10 protein-coding genes are annotated in these 16,975 nt (G+C 33.1%); 7 read left to right on the top strand and 3 right to left on the bottom strand.

What is annotated here, in order from left to right; translation table 11 throughout:
- Nucleotides 1-12 precede the first annotated feature (12 nt).
- From VI621_RS10070 to VI621_RS10060, 3 genes are all read left to right on the top strand, one after another.
- Complete coding sequence (locus tag VI621_RS10070; RefSeq protein ID WP_324218257.1) at nt 13-1,197, top strand: Pycsar system effector family protein; 1,185 nt, start codon at nt 13-15, stop codon at nt 1,195-1,197.
- Nucleotides 1,198-1,855: 658 nt separating this feature from the next.
- Complete coding sequence (locus VI621_RS10065) at nt 1,856-3,376, top strand: tetratricopeptide repeat protein (RefSeq protein WP_324218256.1); 1,521 nt, start codon at nt 1,856-1,858, stop codon at nt 3,374-3,376.
- Between the two features lie 572 nt (nt 3,377-3,948).
- Nucleotides 3,949-4,830, top strand: coding sequence for a T9SS type A sorting domain-containing protein (locus tag VI621_RS10060; RefSeq protein WP_324218255.1), 882 nt, complete (start codon nt 3,949-3,951; stop codon nt 4,828-4,830).
- Nucleotides 4,831-4,991: 161 nt separating this feature from the next.
- Here the strand turns inward: VI621_RS10060 and VI621_RS10055 are convergent, their stop codons facing one another.
- The 3 genes from VI621_RS10055 to VI621_RS10045 all read right to left on the bottom strand — a co-directional run bounded on the left by VI621_RS10055 (nt 4,992) and on the right by VI621_RS10045 (nt 8,415).
- The gene (locus VI621_RS10055) at nt 4,992-7,361 is read right to left on the bottom strand and encodes a GAF domain-containing protein (protein ID WP_324218254.1); all 2,370 of its coding nucleotides are present in this window, start codon (nt 7,359-7,361) and stop codon (nt 4,992-4,994) included.
- A gap of 542 nt (nt 7,362-7,903) precedes the next feature.
- A complete protein-coding gene (locus VI621_RS10050; protein WP_324218253.1) occupies nt 7,904-8,179 on the bottom strand; it encodes a hypothetical protein in 276 nt (91 codons plus the stop codon).
- Nucleotides 8,180-8,187: 8 nt separating this feature from the next.
- Nucleotides 8,188-8,415, bottom strand: a complete 228-nt coding sequence (locus tag VI621_RS10045; protein ID WP_324218252.1) for a hypothetical protein — start codon at nt 8,413-8,415, stop codon at nt 8,188-8,190.
- 369 nt (nt 8,416-8,784) lie between these two features.
- Here VI621_RS10045 and VI621_RS14830 point away from each other — a divergent pair, with 369 nt between their 5' ends.
- From VI621_RS14830 to VI621_RS10030, 4 genes are all read left to right on the top strand, one after another.
- Complete coding sequence (locus VI621_RS14830) at nt 8,785-8,910, top strand: SDR family oxidoreductase (protein WP_414655493.1); 126 nt, start codon at nt 8,785-8,787, stop codon at nt 8,908-8,910.
- 2,074 nt (nt 8,911-10,984) lie between these two features.
- Nucleotides 10,985-12,532: a T9SS type A sorting domain-containing protein gene (locus VI621_RS10040; protein ID WP_324218251.1), complete on the top strand. Its 1,548-nt coding sequence runs from the start codon at nt 10,985-10,987 to the stop codon at nt 12,530-12,532.
- Nucleotides 12,533-12,666: 134 nt separating this feature from the next.
- Nucleotides 12,667-15,483 (top strand): helix-turn-helix and ligand-binding sensor domain-containing protein, encoded by a 2,817-nt coding sequence (locus VI621_RS10035; RefSeq protein WP_324218250.1) that lies wholly within the window; start codon nt 12,667-12,669, stop codon nt 15,481-15,483.
- A 302-nt stretch (nt 15,484-15,785) separates the two neighbouring features.
- Nucleotides 15,786-16,975 (top strand): glycoside hydrolase family 2 TIM barrel-domain containing protein (locus VI621_RS10030; RefSeq protein WP_324218249.1); only part of this gene is annotated, 1,190 nt, incomplete at its 3' end.

Below are 16,975 nucleotides of genomic sequence, written 5' to 3'. Positions count from 1 at the left end.
AAAAATTTGTTTATGAATCTTATAGAACAAGCCGAAGATTTTGTTGGTAAATTACTCAAAGATAAACTTTCTAATTCATATATCTATCATAATTTTAACCATACACATGGTGTGGTGAACGCTGTTGAAACCCTCTCTGACAGCGAAAAAATAGATCCTTCCGACAAAGAGATTTTACTTATCGCGGCTTGGTTTCATGACACGGGATATATAAATGGCTGCTCCAATCATGAAGAGTCAAGTATTGCCATTGCTGCTAATTTCTTAAGGGAAAAGGGTAAACCAGATGTGTTTATAGATAAAGTTTCCAGCTTAATCAAAGCAACGGTAATGGATTATGTACCACAAACCATTTTTGAAAAAATAATAAAAGATGCGGATTATTACCATCTTTTCAGTGATGATTATGGTTTGACTTGCGAAGATTTAAGAGGAGAATGGGAAAGTACAACACATAAATTATATACTGATAAAGAGTGGGCAGCAGAAAACTTAGATTTTTTAGTAAATAAGCATCGATTCTATACTGATTTTGCTATTAAACATTGGAAACCATTAAAAGAAAAAAACATAAAGCGGATTCAGAAAAAAATTGATAAAATCGAATCGAAAAGGATTAAAGAAATGGAAAAAGAAAAGAGAAAAAGAGAAAAAACCGAAAAGCCAGACCGTGGGATTGATACTTTGTTTAGAGTCACATTATCCAATCATACGCGTTTGAGCGGTATTGCAGACAGTAAGGCAAATATTTTGCTTTCTGTAAACGTCATTATTATTTCGATTGCACTTTCTACAATCATGCCAAAATTAGATAGCCCAAACAATGTTCATTTGGTGATTCCAACTTTTATCCTGTTGCTATCAAGTGTAATCACTATAATTTTTGCTATACTTTCCACTCGTCCCAAAGTTACAGAAGGCGTCTTTACCCGACAAGATATTGAAGATAAAAAAGTGAATTTACTTTTCTTTGGCAATTTTTATAAAATGCCTTTGGATGAATACCAATGGGCTATGAACGAAATGATGAAAGACAGGGAATACTTGTATAATTCTTTGATTAAAGATTTGTACTTTTTGGGATTGGTTTTGGAGAAAAAATATAGATTATTGCGAATCGCCTATACTCTTTTTATGTTCGGAATTATTATATCGGTAATGGCTTTTGTAGTGTCTTTTAAACTAGTGACCGTTTAATTCAATTAACCAATTCATTCTGACAGTTTAGTTTTTTGGAAAAATTTCAATAATATCGGTTATTAGTTTTACTTTAATAACGCATAGCCATTTTGAGCGTTAACTGGTTTGAATTGCGTTTTGGCATAAATAAAAAACAATCCTAATCTGAAAAAATAATGTTTCTTAAGTTTCAAGCTATTTATAAAATGACACTTGTTATATTAAATAAAACTCTTTTTTTTAAAAAGTTTTGTTATTAATATTATTCTACAATTAAAGACAATGCAGTAATGAATCAAAATACTAATTGATTGATTGCTCTTTAAATTATTACTTAACATTTCATAATTATTTCTACGCTTTTCATTAAACAATTGCTTGCTATTTCAATTTTGATATTATTTATTATTGTTGCGAGATGAGCGGCAGGAGTGAGGTATTGATGAAGTCAAACAGCACAAAACTTTAAAAATTAAAATTTAGTAAAAAAAACATTTTTACAATAAAATAGGATTTTTATTTTCAAAATTTATACCGATATTTGGGCATGATTTCAAAATTAATACAAATTAAATCACTTTATCTTTTTATTTTCATAGGCTTATTTTGCTGTAATTCTGCCATAGGAGCAGATATTAAGTATTGTGATTCCCTAATCAGGTCTGGAATAGATGTCATGTGGAAGAAAAATCATGTCAAATCATTAGAACTGCTTACCGAAGCCCGCACATTAGCAGAAAAAAACCGATGGCACAAACAAATGTTCCTGGCTCAAAACAACATTGGCTGCAACTATTATATGATGCTTGACTATGGCGAGGCCTTAAAGCAGTATCTTGAAAGTTACAAAATTGCCATAAAATATCTGGATACAGCCCATGAGATGACTGTGCTTAATAATATAGCGATATTATATAGTAAGGAAAAGAAATTTAGAAAGGCAAATGATTATTTTTTAAAAGCCTATCGGATTGCCAAAAAAAATAATGACTCCATAAAAATTGGTTTGTATTCCCTGAACTTAGGCAGTCTGGCCAATGAAGAAAACAGATTACAGGAAGCACGCAACTATCTTGATCAATCACTGCGTTATACCCAGCACCCACAAGTGAGCATCCCGGCACAAATTACACTTTGCGTCAATGATTTACTTTTGGGGCATCCGCAAAAAGCAAGATTAAGCGCTGAAAAGCTGTTTTATAATCTGAAAAACGAGGAGAATAATGATAATCGTCTTTTACTCTCCAGTATTATTGCAAAAACCTATTTAAAGGAAAATAATCTAGTTTCCGCCTTGCAATGGACCAATAACACTTTATCGGAGAAACCAGATTTAGAGAATAAAAGAGAGTTGTTCGGGCTTTTAGCCGATATTTATTTCAGGCTGAAGACGTACAATCTAGCATTTCAATATAAGGATTCCATTAATGCTGCTGATAATAAACTCAATGTAATAAAAAACGGGAAGTTGTTTGAAAGCAGCGAAGTTAAATTTCAAATTCAGAATTATAAAAAAGAAATTTCCGAAAAAGAATCTAAAATAAAGAACGAAAGGAAAATTTTCTACTCGATATTAGCCAGTATTATTTTTGGTATTATTATCCTTTTGGTGGTTTTTAGAAACCATCTTATAAAAAACAAGCAGAGCAGATTAATTGCCCAACGTGATAAGGAAATTATAGAATTTAAGCTTCAAAAAGAAACAGCCTGTAATTCCTTACTCATCGAAAAAGAAAAAACGGCTTTATTAGAGCAGGAGCGTCTCAAAAAAGAAATAGAATTAAGAAACCAAAAAATTTCATCGAAGTCATTATATCTCTCCGGAAGGAACCAATTGTTGGAGGAGATTTTAAAATCATTATCTAAAGCACCTGAACTTTCTGAAAACAGGGTACTCATAAATGATGTTAAAGCCTTAAAAGCCCATTTAAAAATTGATGATGACTGGGATGATTTTATCCGTCACTTTGAAGAAGTCAATCAAGGCTTTATTAAAAATCTGACCGCAAAGCATCCACAACTTACTACAACCGATATCCGCTATATTTCTTATGTGTATATGAATTTAAATACTAAAGAAATCGCTACGATGCTCAACATCACTCTTGAGGCCTGTCGAAAAAGGAAGGAAAGAATTGAGAAGCGGATGAATTTGCCTGATCATCTTTCTTTGAGCTCTTATATATCAATTGTCTGATTGAAAGAAGATCGCTTTTTTTGAGCTATATATTATTTCACTTTTTTTAAACAGGTTTCTTTATATTTATAATTCAAATAAATTTAATTATCCATCATAAATAAAATTCTGTTTCACCACAGGTGTATTTATATGCTATGCGTGTTCGTCCTATTTTCATGCAAAAAATGGCACAGTTATCAATACCCCATTTAAGCCATTTTGGATTACTCTTTATTTAATAGTATCCTGACCCAGTGCATGACACTCATAAGAATTATGGAACAAACGCAAAAACAACTTTTGTATAGTAATTGTATCAATCAGCTTATTCTCCATTTGAAGCCGATTTTCAGAGAAATCACTAGAGATTTAAAAGAAACTTCTATCCGATTGGATTCAAAAAGGGCGTCGAAACATTAACTTGCTGAAAGGCAGACTTCATTTTTTATTTTCATTACAATATGTCACGTTTTATCCTTCGCCATGTCACTATTTGTCGTTACTAAATTCATGGTGATTGTACTCATTTTTTTAAATTTGTCCAATCAAAAAACGATTATGCTTAATTTTTAACCTTTAAAAAAGTAATTATGAAAAGAATTTTACTCCTTATCTTTTGTTTGTGCGCCATGGGAAAATCTCTAGGCCAAACCCCACAAATTCAAGGTGATCTTATGCTTTGTCCATGGACAAACGGAACGGCTTCAGTAGTTAACCAGACTTATGACACTTATCAATGGTACTCTAAATTTTGGTTTCTTAGTGATCCCTATGTAGCTATAAGTGGGGCTAATCAGTCCTCTTTTACTTATGATTGGTACAATTATGACCAATCCCTTTTTAAGGTAGTAGCGACGCTCAACGGCGTGACTTATGAATCCAATGAAATTCAGATAGACAGCTATGCCTGGATTGGCATGACACTAACGTATGATCTTAACGCGGATGTGACATTTGACCCAATGGATGAAAGTTACTTATTGTGTTCAGGAGGTAGTTTCAATATTATGGTCAACAGCCCATACAATGCCAGTATCCAATGGTTTAAAGATGGCATTGCTATCCCGGGCGCCAATGCAACAAATTATTTAGTTACAGGCCCTGGAACTTATCATGTATTTGCTGCACCTGATTTCTGTCCGAATAGCACCAGCAACAATGAAAGCCTGCCGCTTGTGGTAAACAGTACTACGAATTGTAATTTAGGTATAGAAAATCCTACATCCGGCAAAAAGGCTATCACTATTTATCCAAATCCTACAAGTGATATCCTTACAGTGGATTTGTCTGGCAATAAAGCATATAATGGCTATAGCATTCTAGACGCTTCAGGAAAAGTATTGGCACAAAAAGATTTGATTTCCGGCCAAAATACAGAGCAAATCAATGTCAGTACTCTATCAAACGGATTTTATATATTGAAATTAAAAGGGGATAGCGTAAATACCACTAAAAGGTTTATCAAAAACTAAATACTCTAAAGGAAAATATAAAAAAAAATCGGGACCTGCTCCCGATTTTTTTTGTTAGTCCTTATTCAATGAAAAGTAAATCATGTTTATCGATAATGTTGGTGGTTCTTATCGATTTTATGCTCAAATTTGGTTTTGTGATTACTTTTAAATAGTTAGGCTTAATGCAATTCATCCAATAAATCCTGATAGGAATAATTTTTAGAATCAAGTTCTATATTTTTATTAATTACTTTCACTCTAATGGCTCTCAGACCCGAAACGCCTTGCAATTCCTCAACTTCAAATTGCTCGATAGTGGGTTCTAATATGTTTTTGAATTGTAAAAATTTTATGTAGTTTAAATATTCGGTTTCCTCGTTATTATGAGAATATACGATGGTAATTTTCTCTTTTTCGGTTATTCTTTCTTTGGTGCCTTTGATGTTGGATTTGTCGATACGTTTTTTGACTACTTCGTAACGGGCATTGTAAGTTCCATCTACATCAAAACGTTTTTCATCCATTCTAAATCGAATAGAAATTTGGGAACTAAATACTAAAATCAATGAAGTCACATCGAGCTCATAAGGCAATGAAGACTTGAGTAAATGGTGTTCTAATTCCATTTCGCACAACGTTTGTAATTGCCATAATCTTAAATTATGAAGATACATAATGTCAAAATCTTTGTTTGGCGCAATTGAAGCACCTATATAAAGATTGTGTTCTACTCCATCACTTTTGAAACGCTCATAATAGTGTGGAAAAATATTTTGTGCTTCTGCTTGTTTTTTGTCTAAGACAGAAGCTAATTTTTTATTTACAATGGACATTGCATTATCGAATTTTTTTCTCGCCTGATAAAAAAGCCCGGTTTTTTCATCCAGACTTTCAAAGTATTTTTGTTCCAATACTTCTCCGGTTGAATCCGTTTTTGTATTTCTTAAAATTGGATGGATTTCATTTTCAATATAAAGTTGAATTTGCTGTTCCGTATCTGCTTTTAATGGAAATTCAAGTTGTTTATGCAAGGATTGCAATTCAAATTTTCTTTGTTCCAATAAAACCAGATTGGTATTTGATTTTTGATTTTCAAAAATTTGGATTAAAGTTTCTAATTGATTTTTTAAATCATCCTTTACGGTTTCATTTCTGTGCGCAGATGAACCTTTAATATCTATTTGCCCGTACAAAGGGTACACTTCCTTAAACACAATTTCCTTAAAGATATAGTCTTTGTTTTGACTAAAAGTTTCAAAGTATTTTAGGGCTTCCTTTCTAAATTTCCAATATACACTGGGATGAATGGCTGTATATTCTCTTTGGATAATAGCTTCCAACTGATTTTTTTTATCAGCTGTATAACGTTCTGTTGTATCTATTAAATAAGGTAAAATTAAATCTAATTTACAGGCATTTATGCTGTTAAGTACTCTGGGACTGGCCGAAACAAGCTCTACAACTCCTAAAAGATTATCGTTTTTTACAATCGGAGCAAAAATACAACTGTGGATGTTTTGTTTTAATAAATGATTACCAAGTATTTCATTTCCGGATGATAAAGAAAATTTTTCAACATTGGAAATGGCTATTGTCTTTTTGTTTTCCAATAAATCTTCAAATGAACAACCCAAAAGGGCATTTTTGCAATCAACTTCTTGTTCAATGGAAAGAATATAACTACTAAGGCTATTATCGTTGAAAGTAGTTTTTGTAAATTTATCTTCTTCAGGATCATAGATAATCAAACCAACTTTTAAATCGGCAATTTTAAATATAGAGCGAAAAATAGCTTCAAAATTTTCATGTAATATCACTTGTTCCTTTTCAGGTTTCAAAAGATTACTTTTTAATTTAGAAATGGAACTTTCTGTTGTGGCATCAAAAAGAATTGCGATACCAAAACCTTTTAATATCCAACTTTCAACGGGAAATTTCTCTTGCCATAAATCAATATTATCGTAATTGTCTATCAATAAGTCGATATCATCCGGAGTTAATTCTGGAGCGCTATCTGTTGGTATAATTTCAATAAAGTCAGCATTGTATAAAATGCGATATTGATTCATTATACCATTTGCGTTTGGTATGTCATAAAATAAAGGCTTATTGAAGTCGATTTTTTGACCATAGAATTCATTCAAAATCAACGTACAACTCATAATGTAGAATTGATGGTAATCAAAATCACGGATTGCCATGTCAAATAATACACCAGCTTCATTAACTATTTTTTTAAATCTTTCAGAATAATTAAAGGAAAAATTCTGAAATGGAATTGTAACCGCTTTAATCTCATTCTTTGTTAAAGCTGTCGGGAATAAATCGGCGAGCAAATGTTTAACTAAGGTTTCATTTTCCAAAATTAAATTTAAGTCCTCAATACCGGTTCTAAATTCAGGAAAAGGCTCAATTTCTTTCAGTAAAGCTTTGGCATAATTAGATCGATAGTCCACATCACTAACAGCAATTTCCTCTAAAGCTTCAATTAGTATATGAAATGAAATAAGCGTCTTGAACGGGCTATCTTTAAAAAAATTATGAGTCATCCTTTTTTGTTTTTTAAATAAACAAATTTACGAATAAATCAAAATTAATATTGAGCAAAGCGCCTTTTAATTTATTTTTTGATACTATATATAGCATATTCTGATATGTTTATTTCTCAATTATTATCTGATGAATTTTTATTTATGTACTATTAAAGTTATAAAATGAACAGCCGAGAAAAAAAATCTATTCGGCAAGATCATTTCAAATGACTAATAGAAGAACAATAAATCCAAAAAGCCAAAATAATAGTGGAATTTATACAAAACAATAGACGTTAAGTATAAATTTTAAAAATATATAATCCTAAATTCATGTATATTCAAAGATTATTAATGCTAATGAATACGGATTATCACGTTTTAATTTGTAAGTCTATTAGTTAGTAGTTAGTTGTTTAATTTTATTTGGTTTTTTTTCTAGAGTAATATATTCTAATACTATTGAGTAAAACGACACTTACAGTTATCAATACATTACATTATACGAAGAAAAAACCTTTTTTTGGGCTGTTGTTTAAGTTGTTCTATAATTGTTTCAATTATTGATTTGTTAAGTTATAAATATCAGTTCCTTTAGGAAAAAAACGTCTGATAAGTCCGTTGGTATTTTCGGTAGTTCCTCGTTCCCAAGAAGAATAAGGATGAGCGAAAAGATGTCTATTCCTATATACTCTGAGGGCATTTATGATTTGCCATTTCCATTCCGTAATACGTAAGTCATTGTTTTTCTTATGTATTCGATTGTCAATTTTTATAATGAAAGTATATCTCGTTTTTCGTTCTACCACTTTTGCGACGGCACTTTTTTGTCCCATATCAATCATTAAATCTCCTTCCCGATGTCCAATTGCTTCTCTGAGGTCAATGCACTTTGGTTGTTGATTCTGGTTCTTGTTTTTTTGTCTTGTCTTTTGTCTTGTCTTTTGTGATGATGATAGGGCAGAAGCTTGATTAGTTTTTTACCTAAATAGGATTGCCTTGAATTATAAATGGATTCGTAAGAAATGGAAATTATAGGGGATATTTGGATATAATACCTTGATTTGTCCATCCATTAATTCAGGACTTGTTTCTAAACTTAAACTTCTGGATACTAAAAGTTTAAGTTTAGGATGTGAGTTTATTTTGTCCTGAACTCGTTTGCTTTTATTGATTTCTAAAGCATACCAATATACTAAATCAGCCTTGTAGATATCAGTAGGTTTTAATATTCAAAGTTTTACTTCTTTGGTAATCGTAGATCTGTTTCGCTTGAACTTCTTTTCCATAATTCAACAAAGATAAAATTTATCATTTGTTGCGTTAGGTTACTGAATTCTCCAATATTAGAGTCAATATTGTTGTAACTGGTGTAATTGCATCTTATTTTGGTGGCGGTCACACGAGAGATAATCCATAAGTACAGGCATGTCTTAAATCAATTACTGCAATTCCACTGGTTGGTCAGGCAGATGATATAGGAGGTATAATCGCATTCTTGTGTACCGATGATGCAAAATGGATAACAGGTCAACGAATTGAAGCGTCAGGTGGTATGTCCTTATAAAACAAAATGAAATATTTATATTCGTTTTTTATCAATTATTTAAAATTCAAACTTATGGATGCCAATGTCAAAATACTGATTTTTAAATTAATAATGAAGTAATTTGGGGAATGAAGCAACAGTTGATATTCACAGAATGGGAGGTAAAGAGTTTCTATTTCAAGGAAAATAATTGGTCAGATTCATTGGAATGGCGATTTAAATATCCTTATTTGGCAAGTAAATAGCAACTGAATTACTTAAACTTATAATTGATTCAAAAACACAAATATATTCTAAGTTCAGCAATTGCATTTCCTCTCTTGTGTGTAAAAAAAGTTCATTTGGCTGGTTCTCTTGTACGATTTTCTTATTTATTTCACAAAAAAAGTAGTTGTAAATTTTTTTAGTTAACCTATTTTAGAACGACGCATAATTTATTCCCTTTCAGATGTATATAAAGAAAAATACAATATCTTATTTCAGGGAGGATAAACAACCGCTTTTTTTTTCATTATTCCATCCTTTTTTTAATACATTTACAACAGTACTTTGAAAGCTTCAAAAAACAGTTACCCTATGAGTTACCCTACGGATTTGTAAACGTTGGGAAGCCTTGAAAACACTGATGTCAATATAAGGTCAGCGGAGCCTCTTTCTCCGCCAGTAGAAATACAAAACGAAGCAAACCCCACTAAATTTAATTATTTAGTGGGGTTTTTTCATTTGCGGGATATCAAATTATTCATAGTTTCTCATTTTAAAGGGATACAATTCGGGGGAATTCAAAAATCATTATACCTCAATTTTGTCATCCCGACAAGGAGGAACCTCCTCCTAAAAACGTTTACGAATTAACAAACGATAAAAAATTGCAGCAAAGAACCCCCTGAAAAACAAAATCAAATCCAGTTTTGGTTAGATAAAAACTTAAAATAATATAGCAAAAAAATTGGCTTCATACTTGTCCTGCCTAACAATCCCACCGAAAATACCGAATTTATCATAACGGCTAATGGTAATCCTGATAATTTCAGAAAAGTCATTGATTTAGTTGATAATGCACCAAAACTACGAACTTGGAAATTCAGTGCTTTCATCAAACCTTCTGAGGAAATTGAAGAACTAATGAATAATCTAGAGGAGCCTTAGGTCATCAGGAAAAATAGGTTTAAAAGCAAGTGAACTCAAATTTTTGTCATTAGGGCATGATGTAGAAATCCAAAAGTTTGATATCATAATCTATCTAAAAAATTACAACTTGTATTGCGATACAAAGACCTTAAGACAAGCAATTTTCATAATACTGCAAAATCTACTTTGAGGAATTTCGCCTCACAAGAACATAAATTTTGTTCAACTCGCTCAAATGCCTGAAGACTCATTTGATCCCGTATATTTATATGATTTACAATATTTTATTGATTCCTTTAATTGTTTAGAAAATAATAAAAACAAATAGTCGAAGTGAAAAATAATCTCATACCATCAAAAATAACAATTTGTTTCCAATTCCAAATGCCACCAAAAAGGCTATTTAAAAAATTAGCTCGGCTTTTGTATTATATGACCCTACATTCTAGGTCAAGTCTTTTAATTATCATTCCTTTAATTATTTTCTTACGAAAAAGAGAATATCTGCTAATTCATTATTTGTGGTCCGCTTCTGTCATGGTTTATGTAAAAAATATTTAGGTTCGACTTATTACAGCCATTTTTATAAGGGCCCAAAAATTGCTCATATTAGCCCTAAATCATAATTCCATATTCGTAGAAGTATCAACGTTTGAATCCGGAATAAGGAATTGTGAATAATTACTATTATTTAATTCTGATTACCATTTATTATTATGTGCAAATAATAATTTGATTTTGAAGCAATTTAATAAGGATAAGATTACCTATACATTACCACAACAAATATTAATTACAGTAGATTTTGGAATATGGTCGTTTATACTAGGAATACTGTTGACAGGCCTTGTTTCAAACGTTTGCGTATAATTTATTTTGTATAGTTTTTGTATATATATCTTAAAATCAATTTACAAACAAAAGAGGTATATTTGGATTTCAAATATCTAACTAACCCATCATGAAAAAAATTACTTTTTTAATTGCTCTGATGATATCGTCATTAGGAATTGCCCAGGTGCCGGGCAGCGCAGCACCAACGCCACCTGCACGGGTTGCATCAGATGTCATCTCTATTTATGGGTCATCTTATGCAAATATCCCGGGGGTAAATACCAACCCGAACTGGGGCCAGAGTACCGTCGTAAGCGAAATATCGATTAGCGGAAACAATGTGCTTCAGTATGCTAATTTTAACTATCAAGGAACAGACTGGGCTGGAACACCACAAAATATATCCAATATGGAATATTTGCACGTTGATGTCTGGACCAATAATCAAAGTCCGAATGTATTTGTAATAAGTTCGGGGCCTGAAGTGCCACATGCTATTGCAAGCGTAGCAGGTTCATGGCAATCATTGGATATTCCGGTAGCAGGTATTACCGGTAACTTAACCAACACAATCCAATTTAAATTTGACGGCGGAAACGGAGGAACAATTTATCTTGATAATTTATACTTCTGGAAAACAGCTGCTCCTGCAGGTACACCTGTAATTGGTCCACTTACAGTACCGGCAAAATATGTTGGAGATCTTCCTTTTGATTTAACAGACCCTACAAGTGACAGTCCAGGTGCCTTTTCATATACCAGCAGCAACCTGGCAGTAGCTACAATATCCGGTCATACAGTAACTATAGTTGGAGCAGGAACTTCAACCATCACGGCAAATCAGGCTGCATCACCTCCTTATTTGGCAGGCAGCGTAACAGGTACTTTAGTAGTAACAGCTATCCCATTAGAGGCTGCGCCGACTCCACCGAACAGAAATGCTGCAGATGTCTTTTCTCTTTTCAGCAATGCTTACACCAATATTCCTATTGATTCCTGGTCTGCTCCTTGGGATGATTCGGATATAGAGGATGTGATAGTAGCAGGTAACGCCACAAAGAAAATTACTTTTAATAACTTTATCGGAGTAGATTTCAGCGGTGCGGGTCACCATCTTGACGCAACTTTAATGCAACGTTTCCATATTGATATCTGGACTGCTACGCCAACATTGGATAAAAGTTTCAATATGAAATTTTCTCAATGGGGCGGTGGCGCAGGAGAAGTTTCGGCTATAGAATTCTCTACAACCAATGCAAGCAATCCAGCGTTACCTAATCCAAATCCTGGAACTTGGATTTCATTAGACATGCCATTGACGAGCTGGACTGCTGGTTTGAGAAATGATTTGGCTCAATTTATCATCACATCAAATTTAGGTATTGTTTACGTTGACAATATTTATTTGTACAAAGGACTTCCTTTAGCAACGACGACCTTTAACAAGTCAGAGGTGAAGGTATATCCAAATCCGGCTGCAAGCGAGTTAACTATTCAAGCTAACAGTACCATAGAAAAAATTTCGGTTTACAATGTATTAGGACAAGAAGTAATCACCAAAAATCCTGAGTCAAATATTGCCACTTTAGATATTTCGAATCTTCAGAAAGGATTTTATATTGTACAAACTACAAGTGAAGGTAAAACTGAAACTACTAAGGTTTTGAAAAAATAGTTGTTATAATGTAAATTAGATTGTTTTATGAAAAGCACGTTTTGAAAGAAACGTGCTTTTTTATGACATAATATTTGATTTAATCCAAAAATTATTAATATTTTTATTAAAATTTTTCTTTTTACTCCATTTCAATGTTGAAAAATAAATTCAAAGGTTATTTTACTTGTGCGCTGCTACTTAATTTTTTATTGAGTTTCTCCCAAGAGTTACCGCCGATAGTAAAATATTCACCTTTAGTTTATGCTGCGGGAAATCAGAACTGGATGCTATCTCAGGATAAAAACCATTTTATATTCTCGGCCAATAATGATGGTCTTCTGGAGTTCAACGGCAGTGCCTGGACTTTATATCCTTCACCAAATGAAACCATCCTTCGCTCTGTAAAAGTAATCGATGACCGTATTTATACTGGTTCTTATATGGAATTTGGATATTGGACAAGAAAAGCGGACGGGATGCTTCAATACTATTCCCTGAGCGGGTCCATAAAAAAGAGCATCCTTGCGGATGAGCAATTCTGGAATATTCTGAATTATGATCAATGGGTTATCTTCCAGTCACTGGACAGGATCTATATTTTTGATTCGAAATCAGGTACGTTTAAAATAATAGCGCCTAAAGATGGTATCATTAAGTCTTTCAGGACCAATAATTCTATTTATTACCAAACCGGAAGCGGAGGACTATTCGAAATTGAAGCCGGGAAAAGTCGCTTGATTTCCAATAGTCCAGATCTGAGAAATAATAGAATTGTCAATATTTTTTCAGCAGAAGACGAACTGATTATCTCGACGCAGTCCAATGGTTTTTATAAATTAATCGTAACAGAACTGTCAAAATTTTCAACTGAAGCCGATGCTGAATTGTCTGTGAGCAGCGTTTACAGTAGTGAATTGCTTTCTGACGGGAGTTTTGCAATCGGCACCGTTTCGGAGGGAATTTTTATATTAACCAAAGAAGGAAAGAAAAAATACCATATCTCACAAAGTAAAGGTTTGGGCAATAATACTGTACTGTCGTTGTTCGAGGATCATGATAAAAATCTTTGGGCAGGTTTGGACAACGGTATCAACTGTATCAATTTGCAATCCCCAATTAAAAATTTTGTTGATAATTCGGGTGTTTTGGGTACTGTTTATTGTTCAATACTTCATTTGGGGAAATTATACATCGGAACAAATCAGGGATTGTTTTTTAAAAATTATAAAAGCAATGAGGAGTTCCAATTCATAGATGGCACTAAAGGGCAAGTCTGGTCTTTGTATGGATATGACGGGAGCTTGTTTTGCGGCCATGACAGGGGCACTTTTGTAATTGAAAACGGGAAATCTCGACACATTTTTTCAAAATCAGGAACGTGGAAATTCGGGACAGTACCCGGGCAAAAGAATCTATTGCTGCAGGGAAATTATTATGGTATTTCAGTTTTAGAAAAAACCAACAATCAGTGGCACTTCAGAAACAAGATTTCAGGATTTGATTATTCATCAAAGTATTTCGAAATCACACATAACTTTGAAATTTATGTAAGCCATGAATATAAAGGTGTTCTCAGATTAGAGACTGATGCTAAATTGCTGAAAATAAATTCTTTTACCACTTATGTCAAGCCTTCAAAAGGGAAAAATTCCTGCCTGGTACGGTATAACAATTCAATTTACTACGCCTATAAGGAGGGTGTTTATAAATTAGACGATAGGACAAAACAATTCAATAAAGACAGATTATTGAGTTCGGTTTTTGAGAAAGATGAATATACCTCGGGCAAAATGATTGTAGACAATACCAACAAGATCTGGTTGTTTTCAAAAAATCATATCAGTTATTATTCCCATAGTAAACTAAGCGGTCATCTCGAACAAAATACGATACCGATTCCGGTTTCCTTGACCAATTCGATGCTGGGGTACGAAAATATAGCACAATTGACTAATTCCAATTATATTTTTGGGACTACTGATGGCTATTATACTATAAATATTAATGATTTAACCTCAAGGAATTATAAAGTTTCGATTACAAATATCGCTTCAAATGCATTAAATGCGACAGTAAGAAATAATCCGATTCAGGAAAAAGGAAGCTATAAATTTAAAGAGAACAATATTACTTTTAGTTTTACCATTCCAGAATACAATAAATATTTCAATGCGGAATATCAATATATGCTCGAAGGTTTTGAGGACAAATGGAGCGACTGGAGTACAAAATCATCAATAAATTTCAAAAACTTAGCTTCCGGAGATTATGTATTTAAGGTTAGAGCCAAGTCTGCCAATTCAAATCCTGAAAACACAGCCGCTTATTCCTTTACAATTTTAAAGCCCTGGTATGGAACCAACCTGGCTATTATTATCTATTTTATTTTATCGTTTATCCTGGCGCGGTTCATTCACAAAAAATATAAAAGATATTATAAGAATCTAAGCAATAAGTTGATTGAAGAGAACAATCTATTATTAGAAATACAGGAACTGGAAAATGAAAAACAACTGATGCGGATTAAAAACGAGCAGCTTTCTCAGGATGTGGATTTTATTAACAAAGAGTTAGTGGCTTCTGCAATGAGTTTGAACAGCAAAAATGAACTGCTTGCTTTCATCAAAGAAGATCTGAAGAAAACTTCAGAAAGCGATAGCGGGGGAATTAAATCTGTTATCTCCACAATCAATAAAAACATTTCAAAAGACGATACCTGGAATGTTTTCCAGGAAGCATTTGACAGTGCGGATAAAGATTTTTTAAAAAAAATAAAACAGGCACATCCATTATTAACGCCGAATGATTTGCGGTTGTGCGCCTACCTGAGACTGAACCTTTCCTCGAAGGAAATTGCTCCATTGCTCAATATTTCTGTGCGAAGTGTAGAAATAAAACGATATCGTTTGCGTAAGAAAATGGATTTACCCCATGAACAAGGCCTGGTTGAGTATATTTTGTCGGTTTAAATGCAATAAGCTGGAATCCATTGTCTTAGAAATACCTATACAACACCACAACATTAAGGTTCTATATTTCACAAATTGTTTTTTGGTCAATGCTTTTTTTTCTGAATCCGATTTCAACACATTGATTTTCAAATAATTATAATTTTATACGATTTTTTCGCATTGTATATTTTTTGTTGTGGTTCTTTTTGGACTTTTAATGGTTCAATCAGATATATTTACCTTTTCACAGAGAAATTAGGGCCAGTCTAATCTATCGATCTCTTTAAAATTTTAGCAATCAATTAAATCAAGTAGTTTGTATGAAAAAAAATATTTTAGTACTAATCTTTTGTTGCTTTTCTTCGGGTATTTATGCGCAGGCCGATAAAGTATCAATTGAAAAGAATAATGAAGGGACAAAACTTGTTGTCAATGGAAAAGATTTTGTTGTAAACGGGATGAACTGGGATTATTATCCGATTGGGAAAAATTACTCTTATAGTTTATGGAGTCAATCTGATGACATAATCAAAGAAGCATTGGATAATGAAATGCCTTTGCTCAAAAACATGGGTGTAAATACGATACGAGTATATACGGGAATTCCAAAAAGATGGATCGAATACATTTATGTAAATTATGGCATACATACAATGTTAAACCACAGTTTCGGCAGATATGGTTTGACATTAAACGGTGCTTGGTTTCCAAATACGGAATACTCTGACCCCAGAGTTCACGATTTGCTGCTTCAAGAGGTTAATCAAATGGCAGCGCAATATAAAGATACCAAAGGCTTGTTGTTGTTTTTACTAGGTAACGAAAATGCTTATGGCTTGTTTTGGGACGGAGCTGAGACAGAGAACATTCCTATTGAAGATCGAAAATCTACGAAACGCGCTTCTTCGATGTATAAGTTGTTTAATGAAGCCGCGGTTGCAATGAAAAAAATAGATGCTGTTCACCCAATTGCAATTTGTAACGGTGATCTGCTGTTTTTGGATATCATATCTAAAGAATGTCAGGACTTCGATATTCTCGGGTCTAATGTGTACAGAGGCGCATCGTTTGGTGACTTTTTCGAGCGTGTAAAAAAGGAATATGGAAAACCTGTTTTATTTACAGAATTCGGAGCAGACGCCTTTAATGCAATTACTAACGAGGAAGACCAAAAGTCGCAGGCTTACTACCTGCAAAACAATTGGAAGGAAATCTATCAAAATGCAGCCGGATTAGGAAAAGCCCAGAACGCGCTTGGAGGATTTACGTTTCAATTCAGCGATGGCTGGTGGAAAGCAGGTCAGACCACTAATTTAGACATTCATGATACCAATGCTTCATGGGCTAACGGCGGATATACAAAAGACTTTGAAAAAGGGGAGAACAACATGAATGAGGAGTGGTTTGGGATATGTGCCAAAGGGCCAGCCAATGAGAATGGAATCTATGAATTGTATCCCCGTTCTGCTTATTATGTATTAAAAGAAGTACATCAAATAAATCCTTATGC

The organism is Flavobacterium sp., from assembly GCF_035292545.1.
GTDB lineage: Bacteria > Bacteroidota > Bacteroidia > Flavobacteriales > Flavobacteriaceae > Flavobacterium.
This window is presented reverse-complemented; position numbering and strand designations above follow the sequence as displayed.

Coding starts and splice junctions, on each gene's coding strand:
- VI621_RS10050 (WP_324218253.1), bottom strand. CDS start 8,179: ATGGGACAAAAAAGTGCCGTCGCAAAAGTGGTAGAACGAAAAACGAGA.
- VI621_RS10035 (WP_324218250.1), top strand. CDS start 12,667: ATGTTGAAAAATAAATTCAAAGGTTATTTTACTTGTGCGCTGCTACTT.
- VI621_RS10065 (WP_324218256.1), top strand. CDS start 1,856: ATGTGGAAGAAAAATCATGTCAAATCATTAGAACTGCTTACCGAAGCC.
- VI621_RS10040 (WP_324218251.1), top strand. CDS start 10,985: ATGAAAAAAATTACTTTTTTAATTGCTCTGATGATATCGTCATTAGGA.
- VI621_RS10055 (WP_324218254.1), bottom strand. CDS start 7,361: ATGACTCATAATTTTTTTAAAGATAGCCCGTTCAAGACGCTTATTTCA.
- VI621_RS10060 (WP_324218255.1), top strand. CDS start 3,949: ATGAAAAGAATTTTACTCCTTATCTTTTGTTTGTGCGCCATGGGAAAA.
- VI621_RS10070 (WP_324218257.1), top strand. CDS start 13: ATGAATCTTATAGAACAAGCCGAAGATTTTGTTGGTAAATTACTCAAA.
- VI621_RS10045 (WP_324218252.1), bottom strand. CDS start 8,415: ATGGACAAATCAAGGTATTATATCCAAATATCCCCTATAATTTCCATT.